The sequence below is a fragment of the Pseudarthrobacter sp. NPDC092439 genome (assembly GCF_044754945.1).
In the GTDB taxonomy this organism is placed as follows: Bacteria; Actinomycetota; Actinomycetes; order Actinomycetales; family Micrococcaceae; genus Arthrobacter.
The window spans coordinates 82,930-108,388 of the sequence record NZ_JBIVQB010000001.1 but is presented as its reverse complement, the minus strand read 5'-3'; the positions used below and the strand labels follow the sequence as shown (position 1 = coordinate 108,388).

The following is a 25,459-nucleotide window of genomic DNA, read 5'->3' as shown; positions in this document are numbered from 1 at the left end:
GGGTGGCACAAAGCCGTCCGCGTCCGAAACTTTCTTCAGCCTAGGTTCACAAGCCCGGTAGAGACCCGGCACTGAAACCTTCTGCTTGCCGCCACACGATGATTTTCCTGCTTTGTTTTTGTATTTTTGCCTACGTGGCTCTTTGGGATAGGGAACAGGCGACGTCCCCCTTACACTTCTATCTGGGGGCTTCGCGGTTATCTTTGCTGTTCCGGAAGAAGGCACGTCATGCAGCTCCCGGCAACCAACAAAGCTTAACCAGCCCAAGGGGAATTCATGACCAATATTCGCGTACATCTCACCAGTTTTCCGGGCGGATATTCTGCATTCCCTGCGTCATTTCAACGACGTGCGACAACTGCGGGACTGACTGACGCCAGCGGCGCCCTACAACTAACACCCGCAGACATCCGCCGGGCTGCCATGACGTATGGTGCCAGCCCGCTGCAGGTCATTTCGGCGACAAGCAGAGGGCAAATCCAGTTGCTGCCGCTCACATTCCCGCAGTTAACATGGCGGTCTCACCTTGTGGCAGCAAATCTGTCTGTGACCAGGTCCGCCATCTACCGGTCCCCCGCGTACGACCGCCTCGACCCGTCTGAGAAATCCGCGGTCAGCTACTTCCTCGGAATGACCCAGGCCACCGTCATCGCCGAGAAAACACTGGGCATTGCGTATACAGCCCACCTTGATCTTGTGATGACAGCCCTGAACATCCAACTGCGCAGAAAGAGCCGCCCTGACCTTCTCGGCGTTGACGCAGCGGGAACAATGGCGGTATCTATCGAAGCCAAAGGAAGGTCCGGGGGCTTTAGCAGCAAAGTAGTTTCGGACGCTAAGGGCCAGGCACAAAAACTTCCCGTCGTGCAGGGCGTCCCCCTTGCCCTGTCTCTAGCGTCCCTTGCCTACTTCGACAATAACGACGCATGGGTCTCTCACGTGGCCGACCCTCCCTCGACCGGTGCGTCTTTTGCCGTACCCAGGTCGCTGGTCATCGCCGCCCACTACGCACGAATTATCGACCTCGCCTACGATCCTAATGCCCGTCGTGAAGAAGCCCAGAACGGTCGTGTGAAGTTCTCAACGGAAGACGACATCGTCGAAGTCGAAATTCCCGCACCCATTTTGGCCGCCTTCGAAGAAAGCGGGTACCGTCCGGGAAATTTTGACGTCCTTGACACCCTTAGCTCTGATCTCGCACCGCTTGTCGAGCGTTTGGCACCGAAGTTCGAGTCCTACTCCAGCAACTCCACATCGGTTGGGCTCGATGGTGTTCTCTTCCGGTTCCGCGACCTGTGACCGCATCTCATCCCGGCCATGCACCGGCAGCGCGCGAAGAACCCCAGCAATACTGATTCGCACCACTTCTATAAGCACCAACTTGCCCTGAACAAAAAGTGCAGGAAAGGACCGTAAAATATCCCAAACGGGGACAATGGCTCGCCAGGACCCCTGCTGCGTCCAAGCAAGGGAACCAGCCTCTGCCGTACCATTTTCCTGGAGTAGGAATGCGATACAGAAACGCAACACAGGCGTTCATGACTAAGCTCGCCGACATTGCTGTCCACGGCGAGGAATCCGAGGTTCGTGGTTCACTAACGCGGGAACTATGCCACCAAACAGTGATCCTCGAAAATCCCCTCGAACGTTGCGTAATTGTCCCAAACCGGCGTAACAACATCTTCGCCACCATCGCGGAAACCGTCTGGGTCATGGCAGGACGAAATGATCTCGACTTCCTCTCCCATTACCTGCCCAGGTCCGCAGACTTCTCCGACGACGGCGGGGTGACCTGGCGGGCGGGCTACGGCCCACGCCTGCGCTCCTGGAAGGGCACCGTCGATCAAGTCGCGGAGGTCCTGAAGCTACTATCCACGTCGGAATCATCACGGCGCGCAGTAATGTCCCTCTTCGACCCGGAGCAGGACTACCAAGAGAGCAACGACATCCCCTGCACCAACTGGCTCCACTTCACGGTGCGGGACGGATATCTCAACATGAGCATCACCGTCCGCAGCAATGACCTCATGTGGGGGTTCTCCGGCATCAACACCTTCGAGTGGAGCGTCCTCCAGGAAATGGTCGCCCACTGGCTAGGGAAGAAGGTTGGCACCGCAACGTTCTTCATCTCCTCCTTGCACCTCTACGCAAGGCATTTCAACAGGGCATCTGAGATCCTCTCCGCCCCACATTTCCACGACCCGTACAGGTTGACCCCCGCCACGAGCCGGTTCCAGACCTCCTTCGACGACCTCCCCCAATGCCTTCAACTGTGGTTCCATCTGGAAAAGGAAATACGCACTGGCAGCCTTTCAGGCACCGGACGCACCAGCAGCGGCGATCCACTCCTTGACGACTTTCTGGCGATGCTGAAGGCCTACTGGGCGTTCCACGCAGGCAGGACTGCCGAAGCCCGAGCCCTCCTCGCCGAAGTCACCGACTCGGTCATGGCAGAAGCCGGACTAACGTACTTCGAATGGAAAGCCATGACCCCGGCACCCCAGGGCGACACCGAACGCATCACGGTCACGCCGCTGACCGAGAACGAACTTAACGAGTACCTTAACCGACGCACCCCACCGACTACAGCCGGCGGCAGCCCCAACTGCCGGTCGTCCACGCGAAGACTCTTGACGAATGCCACAAATCGGTTGCAGCTGGCGGAATCCAGTGCGGTGTTTGAACTCTTCGAAGCAGCAGCGGACGTCATCACGCTTACCCGAAAATTGAAGGAGTCCAGCCAACTGGACCCTACAAATGTCCATCAAAATGCCGGTGACACTCCGGCAAAAGACCGCCCCGGATCAGCAACACCGCGGCAGGCAGCGCACCCAGAAAACCTGCGGACGGCACTGGATGCGCTGCAGGAAGAAGGCTTCCTTGAGCGCGGCTACCAATGGACTGATAAGGATCATGCATCCGATCTAACCGCTCTCGAAAAACTCTCAGTGCGCGCAAGGCACCTGCTGCTCGCCCTATGCCAGCAACACCCGGTACAGACAAGACACCTCACACGAGAGATCAGCACGGCGCCCAGCTAAAAGGAAAAGGTGTTCTACCCTTGACGTAGCTTTGGCGTCGAAACGAGACGCCCAGGCAATCATGAGCGAAGGAAAGAATACAATGAAGCACCCCAGACCTCGCCCCGAAGTTCATGATATCTACTGGAAATTTGCCTTTGAACGCCAGCGCATTTTCGAGGCCCGTGTCGAGGGTAAACCCGGCCCCTGGACCCAGGACGCCATTCTCCGGACTTACAAGTTCTGCAACGTCTATCGGGCCGCGGACAGAGTCAGCCAGTACCTGATCAGGAACGTCTGCTACTCAGACGAAGTGAACGCCCCCGCGGACCGCATCTTTCAGATCGTCGCTTTCCGCACGTTCAGCAACACCCGCACCTGGGACTCACTGTGCGCGTTCCTCGGTCGCAATCCGCGAGTGGATGACCTTCGAACCGGCCGTTTCGAACTAGCCCTCGAACAATCAAAAACAGCAAATGGTGGACTTTACACGGGTGCTTTCATCCTCTGTGCCACTAACGCGTACGGTCGTGGGCTCAAACATTTGAATCACGTTGAACTGTTCAAAGACATGTTTGTGCAGACCCGTCTTGCGGATGAGATCCTGGCGGCTCCGTCGCTGAAGGCAATCTACAATCTACTGCACGCCTACCCGTTAATGGGCGACTTCATGTCGTATCAAACTGCTATCGACCTCAACTATTCCAACCTTGTGAACTTCTCGGAAAATGACTTTACGCAGCCGGGCCCCGGCGCACTTCGTGGAATCAAGAAAGTCTTTTACGACACCAACGGGCTCTCCCCCAGCGAAGTTGTCATGTGGATGGTAGACAATCAGGACAAAGCATTCAAACGACTGGAGCTGGACTTCACCGGACTTTGGGGGCGTCCGATTCAGGCCATCGATGCTCAAAATCTCTTCTGCGAGACCGACAAGTATTGCCGCGAGGCTATGCCCGGTCTGACCAGCGCCAGAACCAGAATCAAGTCCAAGTACTCCGAGTCAACGGAGCCTCTAACGCTGTTTTTCCCGCCCAAATGGGGAATCAACCATGCCCTCCCGTCGCACCCCGTTCTCGGAAAGACGAACGAAAAGCAGCTGGCTTTTGCATAGGCACGAACTCGCGTGGCCGGGCAACTCAATATCATCCTGCCCGATAGTGTTGAAAGATGCTTGATCTCGACAACATCAGCCCGGATTACGAATTGGTTTGGCCGCATCACATTTTCGGTGCCGAAGCTACAGCGATCGCCTCGTTGCCGGGTGCGATCGGCGAACATGGATCCTTGCTGCTACAGGAAGCCTTTGCCGGGAGGGAACCCTGCGACGATTTCAACAGCGTCTATGGGGCCGGGCTATCCTTGTTCTCCAACCCGCGAGACGCCGCCCAACGTACCCATCTCCGCGACCTCGTTAAGCATGGGCCACGGCTAGCAGACAGATCCCGCCCAACACCTTACTGGTCTAGCCGCAATGCACCCACCAGCGTCGAGCAACACCCCCAGAACCGTTCCTTCAAGAACGATTGGATCATTCTCGTTTCGGAACTCTTCGCCAGAGGGTATTTTGCCAAAGTCGCCGGCTACGAATGTCCTGATGGAGACAGTTCTGCTGATGTAAATGCTGCTCTCTCCAGGGCTATCACGCGGCGCCTGCACATAAGCAACCTGTGGCCGCCCAGGCACATTCTGGCAGACTACAGAGACGATAACGTCTTTTACTCCCTCGTCGAAGTTCTCCACGACCTAGCTGCAAGACCCCGTCTTAGAACGAGTCATGACTTCAACGGGTGCCGAGGACATTACCTCGAAGGATCCCTCGCAACTGGGCAGGCAATCTACCGGTGGAAGGTCAATCAACTACTTGAAGAGTCCAGCAGCCCCTACAGGCTCGCTGAAGAAGGCGAGGACAGAGGACGCCTCGTTCGCAACTTCGATGACCCGCGCCGAGAGCTCCTTGAGGCTGCCCCTGTAACAACGGATCCGACCACAACGAATGACGTCGAACACGCAATTGCGTTGTTCCGAAAAAGAGGTGCGACACGGGAAGACAAGAGGAGCGCATGCGTTGCCCTGGCCCGTGTCTTCGAAGCACGGGAAAGGCTCGTGAGAAAGAGTCTTCTAAACGGGGACGCCGACCAACTGTTCCGCCTCGCCAACAAATTCGACCTCCGACACAGGGACGGAAGGCAATACGAGGCATATGGCGAAGAATTCCAGGACTGGATCTTCTGGAACTACCTTTCAACCGTGGAACTGACGAATCGCCTCATCGACAATCAGCCGTAGTGGAACAGCGTACACGAGCTGCGATTGAATCGGCCGTCGCGGGCGGATGTACTGGCGGCCTCATGCCGCCGTCCAGTCTCCGTTGCCGAGCAATTCCGTGTTAATTCTTGTGCTTAGCCTTGGGTCCCCGGCCGTCCAAGCGAAGGAGACTAGGATGGCCCGTGCTTGCCAGAAATAGAACCGTCCCAAGCTCCGCCAAAGGGACCTCCTTCTTCAAGGTGACACAGGCCGAGTGTGACGGGTTGCTGCAAACCTTCGTCGTCGTCCACCACCAGTAGTTCCGGCACCCAGGCTACGAAGGGCTCATCGACTGGTATCGCCATAACGACGATGTCCAGGTGGGTCGCTGTACGTAGCTTCTGTCACCGCTTCAGAACGCATCAGGGGGTGCCTATTGCAACCCGAGGAAACGGTATCGACGTTTCGTTGCCTAGGACGAAAGCCCCTGCTGCACTCATAACGATCGAAATTGCCTCATGTTCAGCCCTCAAGTTGCATGCGACCTGGCCCGTTACTAGCGGCTATGGGCTGTGAATACTACCCCCGCCATTCCGTTGTCTTGACGAGTGACGAAACAGGAAAACTCTGAGATGTCAAGCTTTGTCAACAGCAAAAAGACAAAAAGCTCCTGACCTGCGGAAACACTGTGCCCGAGGTGGGACTCGAACCCACACACCTTTCGATACCGCATTTTGAGTGCGGCGCGTCTGCCAATTCCGCCACTCGGGCGCGGATTTACGGGAGGCGAGGAAGTACGCCCACAGCTTACTGTGAGGAACGCGATCGCTTCACGTACGCGCAATTACTCTACATGCAGATAGGCTGAATTCCAGAATCGCGCCGCTGACGCCGCAATCGACCATGCAGGCCAAGTACAGCCGGGCGCGGCACCTAAGATGGAGCTGTCCCGCCGTACCTTTTCCAAGGAGATCCCGTGACTGAACAGACGGAGTCAAAACCCACGTCCCAGCCGGCGCGCCGCGTCATCGTTGCCGAGGATGAAACCCTCATCCGCCTCGACATCATCGAGATCCTGCGCGGTGAAGGGTACGAGGTGGTCGGCGAGGCGGACAACGGCGAGAAGGCCGTCCAGCTCGCCGAAGAACTGAAGCCGGACCTGGTCCTGATGGACGTCAAGATGCCGGTAATGGACGGGATCTCCGCTGCGGAGAAGATCGTCAAGGCCCGCATCGCCCCCGTGGTCCTGCTGACCGCGTTCAGCCAGAAAGAACTCGTGGAGCGTGCCCGGGACGCCGGCGCCATGGCCTACGTGGTCAAGCCCTTCACGCCGGCGGACCTCATCCCCGCCCTGGAAATCGCCCTGTCCCGCCACGAGGAAATCAAGGCCCTCGAAAGCGAAGTCTCGGACCTGCAGGAGCAGTTCGCCACCCGCAAGCTCGTCGAGCGTGCCAAGAGCCTCCTCACCACCAAGATGGGCCTCACCGAGCCCGAGGCCTTCCGCTGGATCCAGAAGACCTCCATGGACCGCCGCCTGAGCATGCGCGAGGTCGCCGAGACCATCATCAACCAGGTCAACTGACGGGCCCTGACAGCAAAAGGGAGGGTTCCCGCCAAACGGCGGGAACCCTCCCTTTTCGTTCCTGTCTAAGGCCTACTTCTTCTTCTTTTCCGGCCACGGGCCGAGCTTCTCGCGCGCCGCAGCGGACTCGCCGCGGGTGGAGTCGGCGAGGTCGCCCACCTTGTGGACCTTCAGCGAGTTGGTGGAACCGGCCTTTCCGGGAGGGGAACCGGCGGCGATAACCACCAGGTCGCCGTCTTCCACCAGTCCCATTTCCTCCAGGCTGCGGTCAACCTGCGCCGTCATCTCATCGGTGTGGTCCACCATCTGCACCAGCACCGGCTGGATGCCCCAGGTCAGGGCCAGCTGGTTCCAGACCTGCTCCACCGGGGTGAACGCGAAGACCGGCTTGACCGGCCGGAGGCGGGACAGGCGGCGTGCGGAGTCGCCGGACTGCGTGAATGCACAGATGTACTTCGCGTCCAGCTGGTCGGCGATTTCGACGGCGGCACGGGTGATCGCGCCACCGCGGGTCTTGGGCTTCGTCCCCAGCGGAGGGACGCGCTCCAGGCCGTGCTCCTCGGTGGATTCGATGATGCGCGCCATCGTCTTGACCGTCTCGATGGGGTACTTGCCCACACTGGTCTCACCCGAGAGCATGACTGCATCCGCACCGTCCAGCACCGCGTTGGCGCAGTCCGAAGCCTCAGCACGCGTGGGGCGCGGGTTGTCGATCATGGATTCCAGAACCTGCGTGGCGACGATGACCGGCTTGGCCCAGCGGCGGGCCAGCTCGATGGCGCGCTTCTGCACGATCGGCACTTCCTCCAGCGGAAGCTCCACGCCCAGGTCGCCACGGGCCACCATAATCGCGTCAAACGCGTCGACGATCTCATGCAGCTGGTCCACTGCCTGCGGCTTCTCGATCTTGGCGATCACCGGAACCCGGCGGCCTTCCTCGTCCATGATCTCGTGCACGCGGACAATGTCCGAGGCGTCACGGACGAAGGACAGCGCGACCAGGTCCACGCCGCGGCGCATGGCCCAGCGGAGGTCGTCCTCATCCTTCTCGCTCAGCGCCGGAACATTCACGGCCACGCCCGGGAGGTTGATGCCCTTGTTATTGGACACCATGCCGCCCACAGTCACTTGAGCGACAACCTTGACGTCATCAACCTCGATGGCGCGCAGGGCCACCTTGCCGTCGTCGATCAGCAGGGCGTCGCCAACGTTGACGTCCTCGGTGAGGCTCTTCAGCGTGGTGGAACAAATGTCCTTGGTGCCGGGAACGTCCTCGGTGGTGATGGTGAAAGTGTCACCCACGGCGAGGGCGTGCGGACCGTCCACGAAACGGCCCAGGCGGATCTTGGGGCCCTGCAGGTCGGCCATGATGGCCACTGCCTTGCCCAGGTCAGCTGCTGCCTTGCGCACGTTCTCATAGGTGTTGTCATGCACGGAGTAGTCGCCGTGGCTCATGTTCATGCGCGCGACGTCAACACCTGCTTCCAGCACTGCGAGGGTGTTTTCGTAGCTGGCAATTGCCGGGCCGAATGTGGCCACAATTTTTGCGCGTCTCATATACCTACCCTATTGGTCTCTTGCATTGGTTAAGTTGTCGTGCAGGTGAACCCCCGGTGCACCGTTACAGGACGGCGATGGCCCGGTCCGTCGGAGCGACCGGCGCGGGCAGGATCGTTGTGCCCATCAGGTACTGGTCCACGGCAGCGGCAGCGGCGCGGCCTTCCGCGATGGCCCAGACGATGAGCGACTGGCCGCGGCCGGCGTCGCCTGCCACGAACACGCCCTCGGTGTTCGTCATGTAGTACCCGTCGCGGGACACGTTGCCGCGGCCATCGAATTCGGCGTGCACCTGTTCGGTGATGCCCGCCGGCTCGGCCCCGGTGAACCCCAGGGACAGGAACACCAGGTCCGCCGGAATGACCCGCTCGGTTCCGGCCTTGGGCAGGCGCTTGCCGTCCACAAACTCCGTCTCGGCCACCTTCACGCCGGTGAGCCTGCCATTCTCGCCCACGAACTCGACGGTGGACGCAAGGTACGTCCGCTCGCCGCCCTCCTCGTGCGCGCTGGCCACCTCAAAAAGCGTGGGGAACGTCGGCCACGGCTGGTGGCTGGCACGCTCAGCCGGCGGCTGCTTGCCAATGGCCAGGGTGGTCACCGATGCCGCACCGTGGCGGTGTGCAGTGCCCAGGCAGTCCGCGCCTGTGTCGCCGCCGCCAAGGATGACAACGTGCTTCCCCTGCGCGTGGATCTGGTTCTCCACCGTCTCCCCCGCCACGGCGCGGTTGGCCGGCACCAGGTAATCCATCGCGAAATGGACACCCTCCAGATCGCGGCCCGGGATGGGCAGGTCGCGCGGCACGGTGGCGCCGGTGCAGATCACGACGGCGTCATAGCGCCTCCGCAGCTGCTCCCACGTCACATCGGTACCCACGTTCACGCCGGTGCGGAAGCGGGTGCCTTCCGCCTTCATCTGCTCGATACGGCGGTCCACCTGCTCCTTCTCCATTTTGAAGTCGGGGATGCCGTAGCGGAGCAGGCCGCCGATCCTGTCGTCCCGCTCGTACACCGCAACGGTGTGGCCCACCCGGGTCAGCTGCTGCGCCACGGCCAGGCCGGCAGGGCCGGAACCCACCACGGCAACGGTCTTGCCGGTCAGGCGGGCAGGCGGCAACGGGTGGACCCAGTTGTTGTCCCACGCCTCGTCGATGATCGAGACCTCCACCTGCTTGATGGTCACCGCGGGCTGGTTGATCCCCAGCACGCAGGACGCTTCACAGGGTGCCGGGCACAGCCGGCCGGTGAACTCGGGGAAATTGTTGGTGGCGTGGAGCCGCTCGATCGCTTCCTCGCCCTTGTCCCGCCACATGAGGTCGTTCCACTCGGGAATGAGGTTGCCCAACGGGCAGCCCTGGTGGCAGAACGGCACACCACAGTCCATGCAGCGTCCCGCCTGGGCCTTGAGGGTGCCCTTCTCCTGTGCCTCGTAGACTTCCTTCCAGTCCATGATGCGGACGGGAACGGGACGGCGTGGCTGGGTTTCACGCTGGCGTACTTTCAGAAATCCGCGTGGATCAGCCACCGGTCACCTCCAGGATTCGAGACCATACTTCTTCGCCGTCGGGGTCCAGGCCCTCTTCGATGGCGTCGAGACGGGTTTGCAGCACCGCCGCGTAGTCGCGCGGCAGCACCTTGGTAATGCGGGCAGCGGTGTCATCGAAGTTCTCGAGGAGCCGGGCGGCCAGCTGGGAATCGGTTTCTTCGACGTGCTTGACCAGGAGGCCGTGCACGATGTCGCGGTCTTCTGCGTCCAGCTCCAGGAGCTGGAGCTCGCCGGACTGCAGGGCTTCCTTGTTGACACGGGTGGTCCGCAGGTCCAGGACGTACGCGGTTCCACCGGACATGCCGGCGCCGAAGTTGCGGCCGGTGCGGCCCAGGATCAGCGTCTGGCCGCCCGTCATGTACTCGCAACCGTGGTCGCCGATGCCTTCGACGACTGCCGTGGCGCCGGAGTTGCGGACAAGGAAGCGTTCGCCCACGTGGCCGCGCAGGAACAGTTCGCCGCTGGTTGCGCCGTAGCCGATCACGTTGCCGGCGATGACGTTGTCCTCGGCCTTGAACACGTTGGTCCGGTCCGGGCGCACCACTATGCGGCCGCCGGAGAGGCCCTTGCCCACGTAGTCGTTGGAGTCACCGTAGAGCCGCAGGGTGATGCCGGCGGGCAGGAACGCGCCCAGCGACTGCCCCGCCGTGCCGCTCAGCGTGACGTCGATGGTGTCCGTCGCCAGCACATCGGTCCCGAAGGTCCTGGTGACGACGTGCCCCAGCATGGTGCCCACGGAGCGGTCCGTGTTGATCACGTCAACAGCGATCTTTACGGGGCTGCGGTCCGTCAGCGCCTCGGCGGCCATGGTGATCAGCCGCTGGTCGAAGTGCTTGTCCAGTTCGTGGTTCTGGCCTGTCAGGTTGCGCAGCGGGGCGTCGTCGTCGAACTCCAGGCCGTGCAGGATCGGGTCCAGGTCCAGCCCTTCGGCCTTCCAGTGGTCGATTGCCTCGCGGGTATCCAGCACCTCTGCGTGGCCGATGGCCTCTTCGAGACTGCGGAAGCCAAGCTCCGCCAGGATTTCGCGGACCTCCTCGGCCAGGAATTCGAAGAAGTTGACCACGAATTCGGGCTTGCCGGTAAACCGTGCGCGCAGTTCGGGGTTCTGCGTCGCCACGCCCACTGGGCAGGTGTCCAGGTGGCACACGCGCATCATGATGCAGCCTTCCACCACCAGCGGAGCCGTGGCGAAGCCGAATTCCTCGCCGCCCAGCAGGGCGGCAATGACAACGTCGCGGCCGGTCTTGAGCTGCCCGTCCACCTGCACCACCACGCGGTCCCGCAGGCCATTGAGCATCAGGGTCTGCTGCGTCTCGGCCAGGCCGAGCTCCCACGGAACGCCGGCGTGCTTGAGCGAGTTCAGCGGGGATGCCCCGGTGCCTCCGTCGTGCCCGGAGACAAGTACGACGTCGGCCTTCGCCTTGGTCACGCCGGACGCCACGGTGCCGATCCCCACTTCGGACACCAGCTTCACGTGCACGCGCGCCGAGGGATTGGCACGCTTTGCGTCGTAAATCAGCTGGGCGAGGTCCTCGATGGAGTAGATGTCGTGGTGCGGCGGAGGGGAAATGAGCCCGACGCCGGGGGTCGAGTGACGCGTCCGGGCCACCCAGGGGTAGACCTTCTGCGCCATCAGCTGGCCGCCTTCGCCGGGCTTGGCGCCCTGGGCCATCTTGATCTGGATGTCATCCGCGTTGGTCAGGTACAGGCTGGTCACGCCGAAACGGCCGGACGCTATCTGCTTGACCGCGGAACGGCGCTCCGGATCGAGCAGGCGCTCCACGTCTTCGCCGCCCTCACCGGTGTTGGACTTGCCGCCCAGCCGGTTCATGGCGATGGCCAGCGTCTCGTGGGCTTCCTTGGAGATGGACCCGTAGCTCATCGCGCCGGTGGAGAAACGCTTGACAATGCTGGAGACGGGCTCCACTTCCTCAAGGGGAACCGGAGGCCGCTCATTCTTGAACTTCAGCAGCCCGCGGAGCGTCATCAGGTTCTGCGACTGGTCGTCCACGCCCTTGGTGTATGCCTTGAAGATGTCGTAGCGGCGTTCGCGGGTGGCATGCTGCAGCCGGAAAACGGTCTCGGGGTTGAACAGGTGCGGCTCACCGTCGCGGCGCCACTGGTACTCGCCGCCGCCCAGCAGTGGACGGTGCGGCTGTTCGATGCCGCCCTCCGGGTAGGCCATCTGGTGGCGAGCGGAAACTTCGGCTGCGATGACGTCCAGGCCAACGCCGCCCAGCTGGGAGTGGGTGCCGGCGAAGAATTCGTCCACCAGTTCCTGGCCCAGGCCCAGCGCCTCAAACGTCTGGGCGCCGGTGTAGGAGGCCACCGTGGAGATGCCCATCTTGGACATGATCTTCAGGACGCCCTTGCCCAGGCCCTTGATGAGGTTGTAGACGCCGTCCTGCGGGGTGACGCCCGTGACGTCGCCGGCCGCAATCAGCTGTTCCACGGACTCCATGGCCAGGTACGGGTTCACGGCGGAGGCACCGTAGCCGATCAGCACGGCCACGTGGTGGGTCTCGCGGACGTCGCCGGCCTCCACCACGAGCGCGGTCTTGGTGCGGTTGGCGCTGCGGAGCAGGTGGTGGTGCACGGCGCTGACCAGCAGCAGGGACGGGATGGGCGCCCACTGTGCGTTCGAGTCGCGGTCGGACAGCACCACGTACTGCACGCCGCGGTTGATGGCGCCCGAAACCTGTTCGCAGATTTCGGTAAGGCGTGCGCGCAGGGCGTTCTCGCCGCCCTCGGGACGGTACAGGCCCCGGACCTTCATGGCGACGCGGTTGCCGTCGGCGTCCTCGATGTTGGCTATCTTGGCCAGCTGGTCATTGTTGATGACCGGGAACGGCAGCTGGACCTGCGGCTGCCGGACCTGCTTGGTGTCCAGCAGGTTCCCGTTGGGGCCGATGGCGCACGTCAGCGAGGTGACCAGCTCTTCGCGGATGGCATCCAGCGGCGGGTTGGTGACCTGCGCAAAGGACTGAACAAAGTAGTCGAAAAGCAGGCGGGGCCGCTTGGAGAGCACCGCCACCGGGGTGTCGGAGCCCATGGCGCCCAACGGCTCGGCACCTGTGCGGGCCATCGGGCCCAGAAGGATCTTCAGTTCCTCGGTGGTGTACCCGAACGTGCGCTGGCGGATGTTCACGGAGGCAGCGGTATGCACCACGTGCTCGCGCTCGGGCAGCTCGTTCAGGTCGATCAGGTTGTCCTTGACCCATTCGGCCCACGGGTTCGCCGCAGCGACTTCTGCCTTAACCTCTTCGTCGTCAATGATGCGGCCGGCCCCTGTATCCACCAGGAACATCTTGCCGGGAGAGACGCGGCCCTTCTTGACTACCTTGGCGGGTTCGACGTCGATCACGCCCACCTCGGAGGCGAAGACGATCAGTCCGTCCTCGGTGATCCAGTAGCGGCCAGGGCGGAGCCCGTTGCGGTCCAGGGTGGCACCAACCAGGTTGCCGTCGGTGAAGGAGACCGCCGCGGGGCCGTCCCACGGTTCCATCAGCAGGGAGTGGTATTCGTAGAACGCGCGGCGGGCGGGATCCATCGTGGCGTGGTTTTCCCACGCCTCGGGGATCATCATCATGATCGAGTGCGTGATGGGGCGGCCGGACAGCCACAGCAGCTCCGCGACCTCGTCGAAGGAGGCGGAGTCGGAAGCGCCCGGGGTGCAAATGGGGTAGAGCTCTTCGGGGGAATCGCCCAGCAGCGGGTTGGCAAGCTGGGACTGGCGGGCCCGCATCCAGTTCCGGTTGCCCTTGACGGTGTTGATTTCGCCGTTGTGCGCGATGGTGCGGAACGGCTGCGCCAGGGGCCACGACGGGAACGTGTTCGTGGAGAAACGCGAGTGGACAATGGCCAGCTTGGTCTTGAACCGCTTGTCCGAAAGGTCCGGGTAGAACGGCTCCAGCTGGGCGGTGGTGAGCATGCCCTTGTACACGATGGTGCGCGAGGACAGCGAGGGGAAGTAGACGCCGAACTTGTTCTGGGCCCGCTTGCGGATCCGCCAGGCGCGGGAGTCGAGCTCGTTCCGGTCCAGCTCCTCGCCGGTGGCCGATGCCAGGAAGGGCTGGGAGAAGTACGGCATGCAGGCTCGGGCCATGGCACCGACGAGGTCGGCGACGACCGGCACCTCGCGCCAGCCAAGGACCTTCAGGCCCTCGTCCGCGGCCAGGCCCTCGATGCCGGCGCGGGCGGCGTCGGCTTCGCGCTGTTCCGCGGGCAGGAACGCCGTGCCGGCCACGTACTGGCCGGGGGCGGGCAGTTCGAACTCCGTGACGGCGCGGAAGAATTCGTCCGGGATCTGCATGAGGAGGCCGGCGCCGTCGCCCGTTCCCTCATCAGCACCCACGGCGCCGCGGTGTTCAAGGTTGCGCAGGGCGGTCAGGGCCGCATCCACGATGTCGTAGCCCGGTTCGCCCCGCAGGGTGGCGATGATCGCCAGCCCACAGGCGTCCTTTTCCTGCTCGGGGTTGTACAGTCCGCCCGCGTCAGGGAGGGCCGCGAAGCGCTTGAAGGGCGACATGGCAGCCTCAGGCTGATCCGGTTCGGACCAGCTGGGAGTGTGAAGAGTTTGGGTCATGGGAGACGTCCTTCCTCCTGATCGTGCGTATGGAAGGGACACCGTTGGCCCCACTCGTGGGCCCCGTGTGATGGGCACAACAAAGTGTTATTTACAGGAAATTGTAGGTCAGCTCGGCCTGCTGAACGAAGAGTTACGCAGGCCCCTGCCCCGGGCCGCACCGGAGAGCAGCTGTACGCTGATCCGGCGGATCCCATGCCACGACATTGTGGTTGGTGGGCTGTTCGAGCGGTGGCTCACATGCCCTTCCGGCCGGCTACTTCCTGTCGCCGGCCTCTGGAGCGGATCCCGTGGCTGTGCTGCCGGAAGTTCCGGCGGCAGGTGCATCCGTGCCGGGCCTGGGGCCGGACGGTGCCGCCGCGGCTTCTTCCGTGGGGTCGGAAGCAGGCCGGGAACCGCTTTGGTTATCACGGAGATTATCACGCGATTCACTATCTGAGACAACAGAGTCCGGATCACGGACGTCATTTGCGGCAGAGGCATCTTCCGCGCCTGCGGCCACCGGCGCGGGCTCCCTGCCCGGCAGGTAGGGCGTGTCCGGCTGCGGACGGCCCTTCAGCCCGAGCAGCACGAAGGCGGCCAGGGCCACCACGAAGACGAAGATGCTGGTCCAGACGTTGAGCCGGGTGGTGATGCCGAACAGGGAAATCTGCTCAGCATCATCGATGCGCATCGCCTCGATCCAGACGCGGCCCAGCGTGTAGTACATGGCGTACAGCCAGAACAGACGGCTGCGGCGGAAGTTGAACCGGCGGTCCAATGCGAGCAGGATAATGACGCCCGCAACGTTCCACAGGGACTCATACAGGAACGTGGGGTGGAACAGCGTGCCCTCGGCCATTCCCGCCGGGAAATTGGGATTGTCCGCGTCCACTTCCAGGCCCCAGGGCACCGTGGTGGGGCCGCCGAACAGTTCCTGGTTGAAGTAGTTGCCCCAGCGCCCGATGGCCTGGGCCAGCAGCAGCCCGGGAGCAGCCGCATCGAGGAACGCGGTGAGCTTGACTCCGCTGCGGCGGCAGCCGATCCAGGCACCGATCACGCCAAGCAGCACCGCTCCCCAGATACCCAGCCCGCCCCGCTGGATCTGCGGTATCAGTGAAAGGTCACCCGTCCCGTCAAAACCCGGGCCGAAGTATGCGTCCGGGGACGAGAACACGTGATAGAGCCGTCCGCCGATAATCCCGAAGGGGATGGCCCAGGTGACGATGTCCCACACGCTGCCTTCGGGTGCCCCCCGCTTTGCCCAGCGGACCGACGTAAGCCACAGGCCGGCAATGATTCCGGCGAGGATGCACAGCGCGTAGGCGTGGATGCGCAGCGCGCCCCATGGCAGGGGGATGTCGAAACCGGACCAGTCGGGGCTGGGGATACTGGCCGGCACCAGGGCGGCGGCCTGCAGGAGTGTTTGCATTGCTAGGCTTCTTCTTTCCTGGCCAGGCCGGTGCTGAGGTCTTTGGTGAGCGCGCCCACTGCGTCGACGCCGCCGTCACCCAGGCTTTTGACCAGGGCCGTGCCTACGATGACGCCCTCGGCGTACGCGGCGATCTCGCGGACCTGGTCTGCGTTGGACACGCCCAGGCCCACGCAGACACGTTCCGCTCCGGCAGCATGTGCGGCCGCCACCACGTCCTTGGCAGCCGTGCTGACGGACGTCCGGGCTCCCGTGACGCCCATGATGGACACGGCGTACACGAACCCGCGGCTGGCATCCACGGTGCGCTGCATGCGCTCTGCCGTGGAGGACGGGGCCACAAGGAACACCCGGTCCAGGCCGTACTTGTCAGAGGCCGCCATCCATTCGGAAGCTTCGTCCGGGATGAGGTCCGGGGTGATGAGTCCCGCCCCGCCGGCCTCTGCGAGGCGGCGGGAAAACTCCTCCACACCCATCCGCACCACCGGGTTCCAGTACGTCATGACCAGGACCGCGGCATCGGTCTGGCTGGTAATCCCGGCCACGACGTCGAACACCTGGCCCACCTTGAAGCCGTTGGCAAGGGCCTGCGTGGTGGCAGCCTGGATGACCTGGCCGTCCATCACGGGGTCGGAGTAGGGGATGCCCACCTCGATGAGGTCTGCGCCGTTGCGCGCGGCGGCGACGCCGGCGGCAATCGACTCCTCCACGCTGGGGTAGCCCGCGGGCAGGTAGGCGACGAGGGCGGCACGGCCCTCGGCGCGGGCCCGGTCGATCGCGGCCGCCGCCTTGCTGGTCATCTGTACCCCGTTTGCCGTCTCTGCGCCGCTCACAGCTGCTCACCCTCTTTACCGATTTCCGACTCGGCGGAACCCTTGTCCAACAGGTTGAACCATTCAGCCGCGGTAGCAACATCCTTGTCGCCACGGCCGGACAGGTTCACGATCACGATCTTCCCGGCAGCGGCGGCGGGGTCCTCCGCGGCAAGCCGCTGGCCCACCTTGATGGCTCCGGCCAGTGCGTGGGCGGACTCGATAGCCGGAATGATGCCCTCTGTCCGGCACAGGAGCCGGAAGGCGTCCATGGCTTCGCTGTCCGTGATGGGCTCGTAGCTGACTCGGCCGATATCGGCCAGGTACGAGTGCTCCGGGCCCACCCCCGGATAGTCCAGCCCGGCGGAGATGGAGTGCGATTCGATGGTCTGGCCGTCGTCGTCCTGCATGAGGTAGGAGCGGGCGCCGTGGAGCACGCCGGGCTTGCCCAGGGTAATGGTGGCCGCGTGCCGGCCGGTGTCCACGCCGTCGCCGCCTGCCTCGAAACCGTAGATCTTCACCGACGGATCATCCAGGAAGCCGTGGAAGATGCCGATGGCGTTGGATCCGCCGCCAATGCACGCGCATACAGCATCAGGCAGCCGGCCTTCCTGCTCCAGGATCTGGGCGCGGGCTTCATCGCCAATGACCTCATGGAAGTAGCGGACCATGGCCGGGAAGGGGTGCGCGCCCGCGGCGGTGCCCAGCAGGTAGTGGGTGTGGTCCACGTTGGCAACCCAGTCGCGGAGCGCGTCGTTGATGGCGTCCTTGAGGGTCTGGGAACCGCTGGTCACCGGGATGACCGTGGCGCCGAGCAGCTCCATGCGGGCCACGTTCAGCGCCTGGCGGCGGCAGTCCTCGGCACCCATGTACACCACGCACTCAAGGCCCATCAGGGCCGCCGCGGTGGCGCTGGCGACGCCGTGCTGGCCCGCACCGGTTTCGGCGATGACGCGGGTCTTGCCCATGCGTTTGGCCAGGAGCGCCTGGCCCAGGACGTTGTTGATCTTGTGCGAGCCGGTGTGGTTCAGGTCTTCGCGCTTGAGGAAGATCCGGACTCCGCCGGCGTGGCCGGAGAACCGCTTGGCTTCGGTCAGCAGCGAGGGGCGGCCCGAGTAGTTCTTGTTGAGGTCCGCGATCTGGGCCCGGAATTCAGGATCGTCCTTGGCCTGGTTGAACGTCTCTTCGAGTTCGTCCAGGGCGGCGATGAGGGATTCCGGCATCCAGCGCCCGCCGTAGTTGCCGAAGTACGGCCCCGGTGCGTGCCGGAGGGAGCCGCCCTGCAGGAAGGCTTCCGTGGCATTGTGATCGGCATCGTTGTGGGCTTCGCCGGAGGGTGCGTGGGCCATCAGTCCGTCCTGTTCCAGTTGTTCGGGCAAAAGTGGGTTCCCCGGGGCGTACTCCGGGGCGGCAGTCAATGCCGGACCCCCGCGCCGGGGACCGGACCGCTGCCGTCAGCCGCGGGCGGCGATAGCGGCGGCCCCTGCGGCGGTGAATTCGGCGATGCGGTCCGCCGGCGTGGAGTGGCTGACCAGGGCCTCGCCCACCAGCACGGCGTTGGCGCCGCTGGCGGCATAGTGGGTGACGTCGGCGACGTCGCGGACGCCGGATTCGGCGACCACCAGCGCGCCGGCCGGAACGCGGCCTGCCAGTGCGGCAAAAACTGAACGGTCGACGTCGAGCGTCTTCAGGTTGCGGACGTTGACGCCGATGATGCGCGCCCGGGCGGCGGCGGCCCGCTCGATTTCCTCTTCCGTGTGTGTCTCCACCAGCACGTTCATGCCGAGTTCGTGGCTCAGCGCACTGAAGTCCTCGAGCTGGGCATCGGAAAGGGCGGCGACGATGAGCAGGATGAGGTCCGCGCCGTGGGCGCGCGCCTCCCAGATCTGGTATTCGTCCAGCGTGAAGTCCTTGCGCAGCAAGGGCACGTCGACGGCGGCCCGCACCGCGTCGAGGTCCGCCAGGGACCCGTTGAACCGGCGCTGCTCGGTGAGGACGCTGATCACGGAGGCACCGCCGTCGGCATACTGCCGGGCAAGCGACGCGGGATCCGAGATGCCGGCCAGGTCACCCTTGGAGGGGCTGCGGCGCTTGATCTCCGCGATCACCTTCAGCTGGTCCCGGACCGGCGAGGTGCCGCCGAGGGCGGCCCAGGCATCGCGGGCGGCCGGCGCGGCCTGCGCGCGGTCCTTCAGCTCGGCGAGGGAAACGAGCCGTTTCCGGGCTTCCATATCCTCCCTGACACCAGCGTTGATGTCATCGAGAACAGTTGCCATCAGTGGCCGGAGTTCTTCAGCTTGCTGCCTTCGACGCCGTAACCTGCCTTGCGCATGACGTAACCGAGGATCAGGCCGAGGACCATGATGGCGCCGCCCACGATGAAGATGGGGGTGCTGGCAATGACGAAGGCAATGGAGGCAATGAGCGCGCCGACCAGCATCACGATGACGCAGGTCCAGGCCGCGGGGCTGTTGCCGTGGCCGAGTTCCTGGCTGTGGTCGATGGCGCCGGGGGCCACAACGCGGGTGCCGGAATTGGAAACGGACGCGGGTGCTTTGCTCATTGAAATCTCCTCAGGGGTAAATACTGCTTACATTCTGCCATTTTTGGCCACCGTCCGCGTATCCGGGTCCGGCGGCGGTGACCGCTTCCCGGCCTGGCGCCGGTCAGGTGGGGTCGTCGCCGCGGGAAAGCCGGTCCCAGCTGTCGATCTCGTCCACGGGCCCGGCTGTTGCCGCTGCCGGTCCGCGGCCCGCGACGTCATACTTGGTCCGCGCCTTCCAGTACCGGCCGGCGGGCACCACCAGCAGGCCCGCCAGGGCCAGAAGGCCGCCGCAGCCCACCGCGATGAACGGAAAAGCGGTGGCCTCCACCCGGGCCTGGCCGCCCGACACTCCCGTGGCAGCAGCGATGGACCCCTGGGCGGCGGCCAGCGGGTCGGCCAGCACGGTGGCGGCGGCGGCCACAATGCCCGCCGCGGCCAGCACAATGATCACGGTGATAACCCAGCGCGCGATCCTGCCGGCGATCGACGCCGCGAGGCCGCCGGCAAGGGCTACCAGCGCCAGTGCCGTCACCGCCGTCGCGGCCTTGCTGCCCTGCACTTCAAGGGCATCTCCCCCGGCGCCGGACTGCGCCGGATCCAGCGAGACGGACAGCCAGGTCTGGGTGGTGGTGCCGAAGACCGCCAGTGCGAGGACGGCAATCAGCAGGACCACCGTGGACTTGCGGGCCCACGCTGGCATCAGGACTCTTTCCCGCCGGGAAGGGACTCGGCGGAGACATTGTGCAGCGAGCCCGCGGTGTGCACGGCGCGGAGCGGGGCCGCGGCTTTGTTGACTGTTTCCAGCGCTTCGGTGGGATTGACCGAATCGGCCACGATGCCGCCACCGGCCTGTACATAGGCCCGGCCCTCGCGGAGCAGGGCTGACCGGATAGCGATGGCCATGTCCATGTCCCCGGCGAAGTCCAGGTAACCTACTACTCCGCCGTAGATGCCGCGGCGGTGCGGTTCCAGTTCATCCAGGAGGCGCAGTGCGCGCGGCTTCGGTGCGCCTGAGAGAGTGCCTGCCGGGAAGGTTGCCTTCAGCACGTCATAGGCCGTGGCGTCGGGGGCGAGCCTGCCCACCACCGTGGAGACCAGGTGCATGATGTGGCTGAAGCGCTCCACTTCCATGAACTGGGTGACGTCCACGGTCCCTGCGACGCACACCTTGGAGAGGTCGTTGCGGGACAGGTCCACCAGCATGAGGTGCTCGGCACGTTCCTTCTGGTCCGCCAGGAGTTCCTCCGCCAGGGCCTTGTCGGCCTCGACGGTCTTGCCGCGGGGGCGGGAGCCTGCGATGGGATGGGTGATGACCTCTTCACCTGTGACGGTCACCAGGGCCTCAGGGGACGATCCGACGATCGAGTACTCGCGCCCTTCGGCATCGGCGAGGCTGAAGATGTACATGTACGGGCTGGGGTTGGTATTCCGCAGGACCCGGTAGACGTCCAGCGGCGAGGCGCCGCAGTCCATTTCGAAGCGGCGGGAAATCACCACCTGGAACACTTCGCCGTCTACGATGGCTTCCTTGCCGCGGTCCAGGGCCGCCAGGTACTCGGACTCGTCCCATCGTTCCTGGACGCTGGAGGCAAAGTCCAGGGCCGCCGGTTCAAGAACGGAGACCGGGTGGGCAGTGGGGGTGCTGATCCGGTTAAGCAGGGCCTTGACCCGGGCAACGGCGTCCTCCCATGCCTCATCGACGCGCTCGGAGCTGTCATCGAAGTTGATGGCGTTGGCGATCAGCAGCACGGTGCCGTCCACGTTGTCGTGCACAGCCATGTCCGTCACCAGGTTCAGCGCCATCTCGGGCAGGTGCAGGTCGTCCTCCGGCGGGCTGACCAGCCGCTCCCAATGCCGGACGGTCTCCCAGCCGAGGAACCCGACCAGGCCTGAGGTGAAGGGCGGGAGCCCCTCGAAACGGTCGGTGCGGAGGGCTTCAACCGTGTCCCTGATGGCATCGACCGGGCTGCCGTCCACGGGCACCCCGGCCGGCGGTTCACCCAGCCAGTGCGCCTGGCCGTCCTTCGTGGTCAGGGTTGCCCGGGATTTCGCACCGATAAAGGAGTACCTGGACCAGGCACCGCCCACCGCGGCGGATTCCATCAGGAATGTTCCGGGCTGGCCCTGCGCGAGCTTCCGGTACAGGCCGATGGGCGTTTCAGCGTCCGCGAGCACCTTTAGCGTGACGGGGATGACCCGCCGGTGCCGTGCCAGCTCGCGGAACTCGTCCAGTCCGGGGCTGATGATTCCAAGGTCCTGCATGGTTAAGCTGTTCCGCCTGTCCTTGTTCCTGTGGTGGCACTGAGTTCCCGGCCGTCAAAGCAGGTCCGGGTGCCGGTGTGGCACGCGGCGCCTACCTGGTCCACGCGCACCAGGAGGGCGTCGCCGTCGCAATCCAACGCCACAGACTTGACCCATTGCACGTGCCCGGAGGTGTCGCCCTTGCGCCAATACTCCTGCCGGGAGCGCGAGTAAAAGGTCACGCGGCCGGTAGTGAGCGTGCGGTGCAGCGCTTCGTCATCCATCCACCCGAGCATGAGCACCTCATTGGTGTCGAACTGCTGAACGACGGCGGCCACCAGGCCTGCGCCGTCACGCTTCAGGGCGGCGGAAAGCTCCGCCGGAAGGGGGCTCCCGGGCACGGCGGATCCGGACATGTGCGTGGGGGTGGGCTGCTCAGACATCGGGTCCAGTCTAGTGCCTTCCGCCCGGCCGGACCGGATGTGAACAGCCGCGGGCGAACCGCTGCGGTCATGGTGCCCAAGTGCGCGAGTGTCGTGCTAGTTTCACAAGTGATGCATTTCGTCGAACCGTCCCGAGAAGTCCTGGCCGAAACCCTGCTGGCGGCCGGCCCTGACGCGCCCACGCTATGCAAGGGCTGGCGTACCAGGGACCTCGCCGCGCACCTTTACCTCCGGGAGCGGAAAGCCGCCGTGGGACTCGGGCTGATCTTCAAGCGCCTGGCCAAGGCCTCGGACCAGGCTACTGCCCGCCTCGCCGGGCGGCTCAAGACCGCCGAGGACTACGCCGACCTGGTCAACGCGTTCCGGGCGGGGCCGCCGCCCCTCTCCCCCATGAACATCAAGGCCCTGGACGAAAGCTCCAACCTCATCGAATACTTCGTGCACACTGAGGACGTCCGCCGCGCGGTGGACCGGTGGGCGCCAAGGGCCCTGGATGAGGGCTACTCGGACGCGTTGTGGGATGAGCTCGTCAAGCGCGCAGCCATCCTGTACCGCGGGGTGGATCTGGGCATTGTCCTGGTCCGGCCCTCGGGTCCCCGCCACGTCGCCAAGCGCGCTCCCGTCTCGGTTGCCATTGTGGGCGAGCCGGGCGAATTGCTGATGCACGCGCACGGACGGACCCGCCACGCCCTCGTCACCTTCGAAGGCCAGCCGGACGCCGTCGCGCTTCTCCAGTCAGCCGAAGTAGGCCTCTGAGCCCTCTTCCCGGGCCTGTCCGCACATCAGAACCTTGAAGGCCCTGATGCGAGGACAGGCTTAGATTCCGGCAGGCTCAACCACCAGCGTCAGCGGACCTCGAAGCCGGCCGCGCGGATCTCGTCCTTGACCCGGCTGATCATGTCGTCGGGACCCCAGTGGAAGATCGAGGCAGCCAGCACGGCATCCGCGCCTGCCGCCACGGCCGGCGGGAAGTGCGCCGGTTCGCCCGCGCCGCCGGAGGCGATCAGTGGAACCTTGACCGCCGCGCGCACCAGCCGGATCAGTTCCAGGTCGAAGCCGTCCTTGGTGCCGTCGGCGTCGATCGAGTTCAGGAGTATCTCCCCCACGCCCCGGTCTGCCGCTTCCCGCGCCCATTCGATGGCGTCGATGCCTGTTCCGGTCCGCCCGCCGTGGGTGGTCACTTCAAAGCCCGACGGCGTCGGCTGCGACCCGGGACGGGTGCGCCGGGCGTCGACGGACAGGACAAGCACCTGGGATCCGAAGTGCCGGGTGATTTCGTCGATGACCTCCGGCCGGGACACGGCGGCGGTGTTGATGGCTGCCTTGTCCGCACCGTACCGGAGGAGCTTGTCCACCTCCGCAACGCCACGGACGCCGCCGCCCACGCACAGCGGGATGAAGACTTCTTCCGCGGTGCGCCGGACCACGTCGAAAGTGGTCTCGCGGTTGCCGGAGGACGCCGTGACGTCAAGGAAGGTCAGTTCGTCGGCGCCGGCGTTGTCGTAGCGGTGGGCCAGTTCCACGGGGTCGCCGGCGTCGCGGAGGCCCTCGAAGTTGACGCCCTTGACGACGCGGCCGGCGTCGACATCAAGGCAGGGAATGACGCGGACTGCTACTGCCATGGAAAACTCCTGGAATGCTTGCGGTAATGCGAAGAGAGCGGGTCAGATGCGGCAGGCGTGGATGCTGCTGACCAGGATGGCGCGGGCGCCCAGGTCGTACAGCTCGTCCATGATGCGGTTGGTTTCACGCTTGGGCACCATGGACCGTACCGCGACCCAGTCGGAGTCCCGGAGCGGGGACACGGTGGGCGATTCCAGCCCGGGCGTCAGGCCTGCGGCCTTCTCCACGAGTTCCTTGCGGATGTCGTAGTCCATGAGGACGTACTGGCGCGCCACCAGGACGCCCTGCAGGCGCCGGATCAGGACCTCGATTTCCTTGGCCGTGCCGTTGGCCGACCCGTTGCCCGTGCGGCGGATCAGCACGGCCTCGGACTTCAGGATGGGGTCGCCGAAGATTTCCATTCCGGCGGCCTTGAGGGTGTTCCCGGTTTCCACCACATCGGCGATGGCGTCGGCCACGCCGAGGCGCACGGAAGACTCCACTGCGCCGTCCAGGCGGACCACCTTGGCGTTGATGCCGCGCTCGGCCAGGTAGCCCCGCAGCAGCCCGTCATAGCTGGTCGCCAGGCGCTTGCCCTCGAGCTGCTCAGCCGCGGAGAAAACACCCACCGGACCGGCAAAACGGAACGTTGAGGCCGCGAAGCCCAGCGGAAGCAGTTCCTCTGCCTCCACCTCCGCGTCCAGGAGGAGGTCGCGGCCGGTGATGCCGACGTCGAGTGTTCCCTGCCCCACGTATACAGCGATGTCCCGCGGGCGGAGGAAGAAGAACTCGATGTCGTTATCCGGATCCACCATGACCAGCTCGCGCGAGTCGCGGCGCTGGCGGTAGCCGGCTTCGGTGAGCATTGCGGAGGCGGCTTCGGACAGGGATCCCTTGTTGGGGACGGCTACTCGCAGCATGGAAAGTCTTTCTGGTTCAAGAGGTCTTTTGGGGTCAGGCAATGCGGGCCACTGCGGGCTCGGCGGCTGGTCGGCGCGCCGGCCGGTGGCTACAGATGCTTGTAGACGTCTTCCAGGGTCAGGCCCTTGGCGAGCATGAGGACCTGCAGGTGGTACAGCAGCTGGGAGATTTCCTCGGCCGCGGCTTCATCGGACTCATATTCGGCAGCCATCCAGACCTCGGCCGCTTCCTCCACGACTTTCTTGCCGATGCCGTGGACGCCGGAATCCAATTCAGCGACGGTGCCGGAGCCTTCCGGGCGGGTGGCTGCCTTCTCGCTGAGCTCAGCGAACAGCGTCTCGAAATTCTTCACGCCTTCCAGACTACTTGGTGCGGCCCGCGGGGCGCTCACCGGGCCCGGACGTGACGGGCGCGATGTGAGGGATTACACACCGCACCCGCCCGGTCCCCGGGGTCGTCAGTACTGCCTGAGTACGACGGCGGCAGCCAGGGCCGCGGTCACGGCCTCGTGCCCTTTGTCTTCCTTGGATCCGGGCAGGCCCGCCCGGTCAAGTCCCTGCTGTTCGTTGTCGCACGTCAGCACGCCGAAGCCCACCGGCACTCCGGTTGTCACGCTGACGTCGGTGAGTCCCGCCGTCGCGGCCTGGCAGACGTATTCGAAGTGCGGGGTGCCGCCGCGGATGACGACGCCGAGCGCCACCACCGCGTCAAAGTGCGGTGCCAGGCGAGCGGCGGCAACGGGCAGCTCAAAACTGCCGGGCACCCGGAGCACGGTGGGCTCGCTGATGCCGGCGTCCTTGGCGGCCCGGAGGGCGCCGTCCAGGAGGCCGTCCATGATCTGGGTGTGCCAGCTGGCCGCGACGATGGCCAGCTTGAGCCGGGAGGTCTTTTCGGGGTCGAGGGTGGTCAGGTCGATGCTGGGGGCGCCGTGTCCGCTCATGGGTGGTTTG

General features: G+C 64.5%; 21 protein-coding genes and 1 tRNA gene. 6 read left to right on the top strand and 16 right to left on the bottom strand.

Annotated elements, in window-relative coordinates; translation table 11 throughout:
• Window positions 1-276: 276 nt before the first annotated feature.
• The 4 genes from ACIQCM_RS00485 (at window position 277) to ACIQCM_RS00470 (ending at window position 5,309) form a co-directional block, all read left to right on the top strand.
• Window positions 277-1,299, top strand: coding sequence for a hypothetical protein (locus tag ACIQCM_RS00485; protein ID WP_400604080.1), 1,023 nt, complete (start codon window positions 277-279; stop codon window positions 1,297-1,299).
• A 239-nt stretch (window positions 1,300-1,538) separates the two neighbouring features.
• Complete coding sequence (locus ACIQCM_RS00480) at window positions 1,539-3,041, top strand: thymidylate synthase (protein ID WP_400604082.1); 1,503 nt, start codon at window positions 1,539-1,541, stop codon at window positions 3,039-3,041.
• 82 nt (window positions 3,042-3,123) lie between these two features.
• A complete protein-coding gene (locus ACIQCM_RS00475; protein WP_400604084.1) occupies window positions 3,124-4,134 on the top strand; it encodes a nucleotide kinase domain-containing protein in 1,011 nt (336 codons plus the stop codon).
• Window positions 4,135-4,190: 56 nt separating this feature from the next.
• Window positions 4,191-5,309, top strand: coding sequence for a hypothetical protein (locus tag ACIQCM_RS00470; protein ID WP_400604085.1), 1,119 nt, complete (start codon window positions 4,191-4,193; stop codon window positions 5,307-5,309).
• Window positions 5,310-5,956: 647 nt separating this feature from the next.
• Here ACIQCM_RS00470 and ACIQCM_RS00465 read toward each other — a convergent pair.
• Window positions 5,957-6,038, bottom strand: a tRNA-Leu gene (locus ACIQCM_RS00465).
• 205 nt (window positions 6,039-6,243) lie between these two features.
• Here ACIQCM_RS00465 and ACIQCM_RS00460 point away from each other — a divergent pair.
• Complete coding sequence (locus ACIQCM_RS00460; protein ID WP_131134321.1) at window positions 6,244-6,849, top strand: ANTAR domain-containing response regulator; 606 nt, start codon at window positions 6,244-6,246, stop codon at window positions 6,847-6,849.
• 72 nt (window positions 6,850-6,921) lie between these two features.
• Here ACIQCM_RS00460 and pyk read toward each other — a convergent pair whose 3' ends face one another.
• The 11 genes from pyk to hisI form a co-directional block, all read right to left on the bottom strand.
• The gene (gene pyk, locus ACIQCM_RS00455) at window positions 6,922-8,406 is read right to left on the bottom strand and encodes a pyruvate kinase (protein WP_400604087.1); all 1,485 of its coding nucleotides are present in this window, start codon (window positions 8,404-8,406) and stop codon (window positions 6,922-6,924) included.
• Between the two features lie 64 nt (window positions 8,407-8,470).
• Window positions 8,471-9,928 carry a glutamate synthase subunit beta gene (locus ACIQCM_RS00450; RefSeq protein WP_400604089.1) on the bottom strand — a complete coding sequence of 486 codons (1,458 nt, stop codon included), beginning with the start codon at window positions 9,926-9,928 and terminating at the stop codon, window positions 8,471-8,473.
• The gene (gltB, locus tag ACIQCM_RS00445; RefSeq protein ID WP_400604091.1) at window positions 9,921-14,534 is read right to left on the bottom strand and encodes a glutamate synthase large subunit; all 4,614 of its coding nucleotides are present in this window, start codon (window positions 14,532-14,534) and stop codon (window positions 9,921-9,923) included. The genes ACIQCM_RS00450 and gltB overlap by 8 nt, the downstream gene beginning before the upstream one ends.
• Window positions 14,535-14,790: 256 nt before the next feature.
• Window positions 14,791-15,945: a prolipoprotein diacylglyceryl transferase gene (lgt, locus tag ACIQCM_RS00440; protein ID WP_400604092.1), complete on the bottom strand. Its 1,155-nt coding sequence runs from the start codon at window positions 15,943-15,945 to the stop codon at window positions 14,791-14,793.
• A 2-nt stretch (window positions 15,946-15,947) separates the two neighbouring features.
• Window positions 15,948-16,745: a tryptophan synthase subunit alpha gene (trpA, locus tag ACIQCM_RS00435; RefSeq protein ID WP_400604307.1), complete on the bottom strand. Its 798-nt coding sequence runs from the start codon at window positions 16,743-16,745 to the stop codon at window positions 15,948-15,950.
• Window positions 16,746-16,774: 29 nt separating this feature from the next.
• A complete protein-coding gene (gene trpB, locus ACIQCM_RS00430) occupies window positions 16,775-18,106 on the bottom strand; it encodes a tryptophan synthase subunit beta (protein ID WP_400604094.1) in 1,332 nt (443 codons plus the stop codon).
• Window positions 18,107-18,211: 105 nt separating this feature from the next.
• Window positions 18,212-19,033 carry an indole-3-glycerol phosphate synthase TrpC gene (gene trpC, locus ACIQCM_RS00425; RefSeq protein ID WP_400604096.1) on the bottom strand — a complete coding sequence of 274 codons (822 nt, stop codon included), beginning with the start codon at window positions 19,031-19,033 and terminating at the stop codon, window positions 18,212-18,214.
• Window positions 19,033-19,320 carry an HGxxPAAW family protein gene (locus ACIQCM_RS00420; protein WP_400604098.1) on the bottom strand — a complete coding sequence of 96 codons (288 nt, stop codon included), beginning with the start codon at window positions 19,318-19,320 and terminating at the stop codon, window positions 19,033-19,035. The genes trpC and ACIQCM_RS00420 overlap by 1 nt, the downstream gene beginning before the upstream one ends.
• A 103-nt stretch (window positions 19,321-19,423) precedes the next feature.
• Window positions 19,424-20,002 carry a Trp biosynthesis-associated membrane protein gene (locus ACIQCM_RS00415; protein ID WP_400604099.1) on the bottom strand — a complete coding sequence of 193 codons (579 nt, stop codon included), beginning with the start codon at window positions 20,000-20,002 and terminating at the stop codon, window positions 19,424-19,426.
• On the bottom strand, window positions 20,002-21,564 hold the full coding sequence (locus ACIQCM_RS00410) for an anthranilate synthase component I (protein WP_400604101.1): 1,563 nt from the start codon (window positions 21,562-21,564) through the stop codon (window positions 20,002-20,004). The genes ACIQCM_RS00415 and ACIQCM_RS00410 overlap by 1 nt, the downstream gene beginning before the upstream one ends.
• Window positions 21,565-21,566: 2 nt before the next feature.
• Window positions 21,567-21,986 (bottom strand): phosphoribosyl-AMP cyclohydrolase, encoded by a 420-nt coding sequence (hisI, locus tag ACIQCM_RS00405; RefSeq protein ID WP_400604103.1) that lies wholly within the window; start codon window positions 21,984-21,986, stop codon window positions 21,567-21,569.
• Window positions 21,987-22,097: 111 nt separating this feature from the next.
• Between hisI and ACIQCM_RS00400 the strand changes: the two genes are divergently transcribed.
• A complete protein-coding gene (locus ACIQCM_RS00400; protein ID WP_400604105.1) occupies window positions 22,098-22,742 on the top strand; it encodes a TIGR03085 family metal-binding protein in 645 nt (214 codons plus the stop codon).
• Between the two features lie 89 nt (window positions 22,743-22,831).
• On the opposite strand, the gene hisF is transcribed toward ACIQCM_RS00400, so the two are convergent.
• The 4 genes from hisF to ribH all read right to left on the bottom strand — a co-directional run bounded on the left by hisF (window position 22,832) and on the right by ribH (window position 25,449).
• Window positions 22,832-23,608, bottom strand: coding sequence for an imidazole glycerol phosphate synthase subunit HisF (gene hisF / locus ACIQCM_RS00395; RefSeq protein WP_400604106.1), 777 nt, complete (start codon window positions 23,606-23,608; stop codon window positions 22,832-22,834).
• Between the two features lie 42 nt (window positions 23,609-23,650).
• The gene (gene hisG / locus ACIQCM_RS00390; RefSeq protein ID WP_400604108.1) at window positions 23,651-24,508 is read right to left on the bottom strand and encodes an ATP phosphoribosyltransferase; all 858 of its coding nucleotides are present in this window, start codon (window positions 24,506-24,508) and stop codon (window positions 23,651-23,653) included.
• An 89-nt stretch (window positions 24,509-24,597) separates the two neighbouring features.
• The gene (locus ACIQCM_RS00385; protein ID WP_400604109.1) at window positions 24,598-24,861 is read right to left on the bottom strand and encodes a phosphoribosyl-ATP diphosphatase; all 264 of its coding nucleotides are present in this window, start codon (window positions 24,859-24,861) and stop codon (window positions 24,598-24,600) included.
• 105 nt (window positions 24,862-24,966) lie between these two features.
• Window positions 24,967-25,449 (bottom strand): 6,7-dimethyl-8-ribityllumazine synthase, encoded by a 483-nt coding sequence (gene ribH, locus ACIQCM_RS00380; RefSeq protein WP_400604111.1) that lies wholly within the window; start codon window positions 25,447-25,449, stop codon window positions 24,967-24,969.
• Between the last annotated feature and the right edge of the window lie 10 nt (window positions 25,450-25,459).

Coding starts and splice junctions, on each gene's coding strand:
- ACIQCM_RS00470 (WP_400604085.1), top strand. CDS start 4,191: ATGCTTGATCTCGACAACATCAGCCCGGATTACGAATTGGTTTGGCCG.
- hisF (WP_400604106.1), bottom strand. CDS start 23,608: ATGGCAGTAGCAGTCCGCGTCATTCCCTGCCTTGATGTCGACGCCGGC.
- hisI (WP_400604103.1), bottom strand. CDS start 21,986: ATGTCTGAGCAGCCCACCCCCACGCACATGTCCGGATCCGCCGTGCCC.
- gltB (WP_400604091.1), bottom strand. CDS start 14,534: ATGACCCAAACTCTTCACACTCCCAGCTGGTCCGAACCGGATCAGCCT.
- ACIQCM_RS00400 (WP_400604105.1), top strand. CDS start 22,098: ATGCATTTCGTCGAACCGTCCCGAGAAGTCCTGGCCGAAACCCTGCTG.
- ACIQCM_RS00410 (WP_400604101.1), bottom strand. CDS start 21,564: ATGCAGGACCTTGGAATCATCAGCCCCGGACTGGACGAGTTCCGCGAG.
- ACIQCM_RS00475 (WP_400604084.1), top strand. CDS start 3,124: ATGAAGCACCCCAGACCTCGCCCCGAAGTTCATGATATCTACTGGAAA.
- ACIQCM_RS00480 (WP_400604082.1), top strand. CDS start 1,539: ATGACTAAGCTCGCCGACATTGCTGTCCACGGCGAGGAATCCGAGGTT.
- hisG (WP_400604108.1), bottom strand. CDS start 24,508: ATGCTGCGAGTAGCCGTCCCCAACAAGGGATCCCTGTCCGAAGCCGCC.
- ribH (WP_400604111.1), bottom strand. CDS start 25,449: ATGAGCGGACACGGCGCCCCCAGCATCGACCTGACCACCCTCGACCCC.
- ACIQCM_RS00420 (WP_400604098.1), bottom strand. CDS start 19,320: ATGAGCAAAGCACCCGCGTCCGTTTCCAATTCCGGCACCCGCGTTGTG.
- trpB (WP_400604094.1), bottom strand. CDS start 18,106: ATGGCCCACGCACCCTCCGGCGAAGCCCACAACGATGCCGATCACAAT.
- trpA (WP_400604307.1), bottom strand. CDS start 16,745: ATGACCAGCAAGGCGGCGGCCGCGATCGACCGGGCCCGCGCCGAGGGC.
- ACIQCM_RS00415 (WP_400604099.1), bottom strand. CDS start 20,002: ATGCCAGCGTGGGCCCGCAAGTCCACGGTGGTCCTGCTGATTGCCGTC.
- pyk (WP_400604087.1), bottom strand. CDS start 8,406: ATGAGACGCGCAAAAATTGTGGCCACATTCGGCCCGGCAATTGCCAGC.
- ACIQCM_RS00485 (WP_400604080.1), top strand. CDS start 277: ATGACCAATATTCGCGTACATCTCACCAGTTTTCCGGGCGGATATTCT.
- lgt (WP_400604092.1), bottom strand. CDS start 15,945: ATGCAAACACTCCTGCAGGCCGCCGCCCTGGTGCCGGCCAGTATCCCC.
- trpC (WP_400604096.1), bottom strand. CDS start 19,033: ATGGCAACTGTTCTCGATGACATCAACGCTGGTGTCAGGGAGGATATG.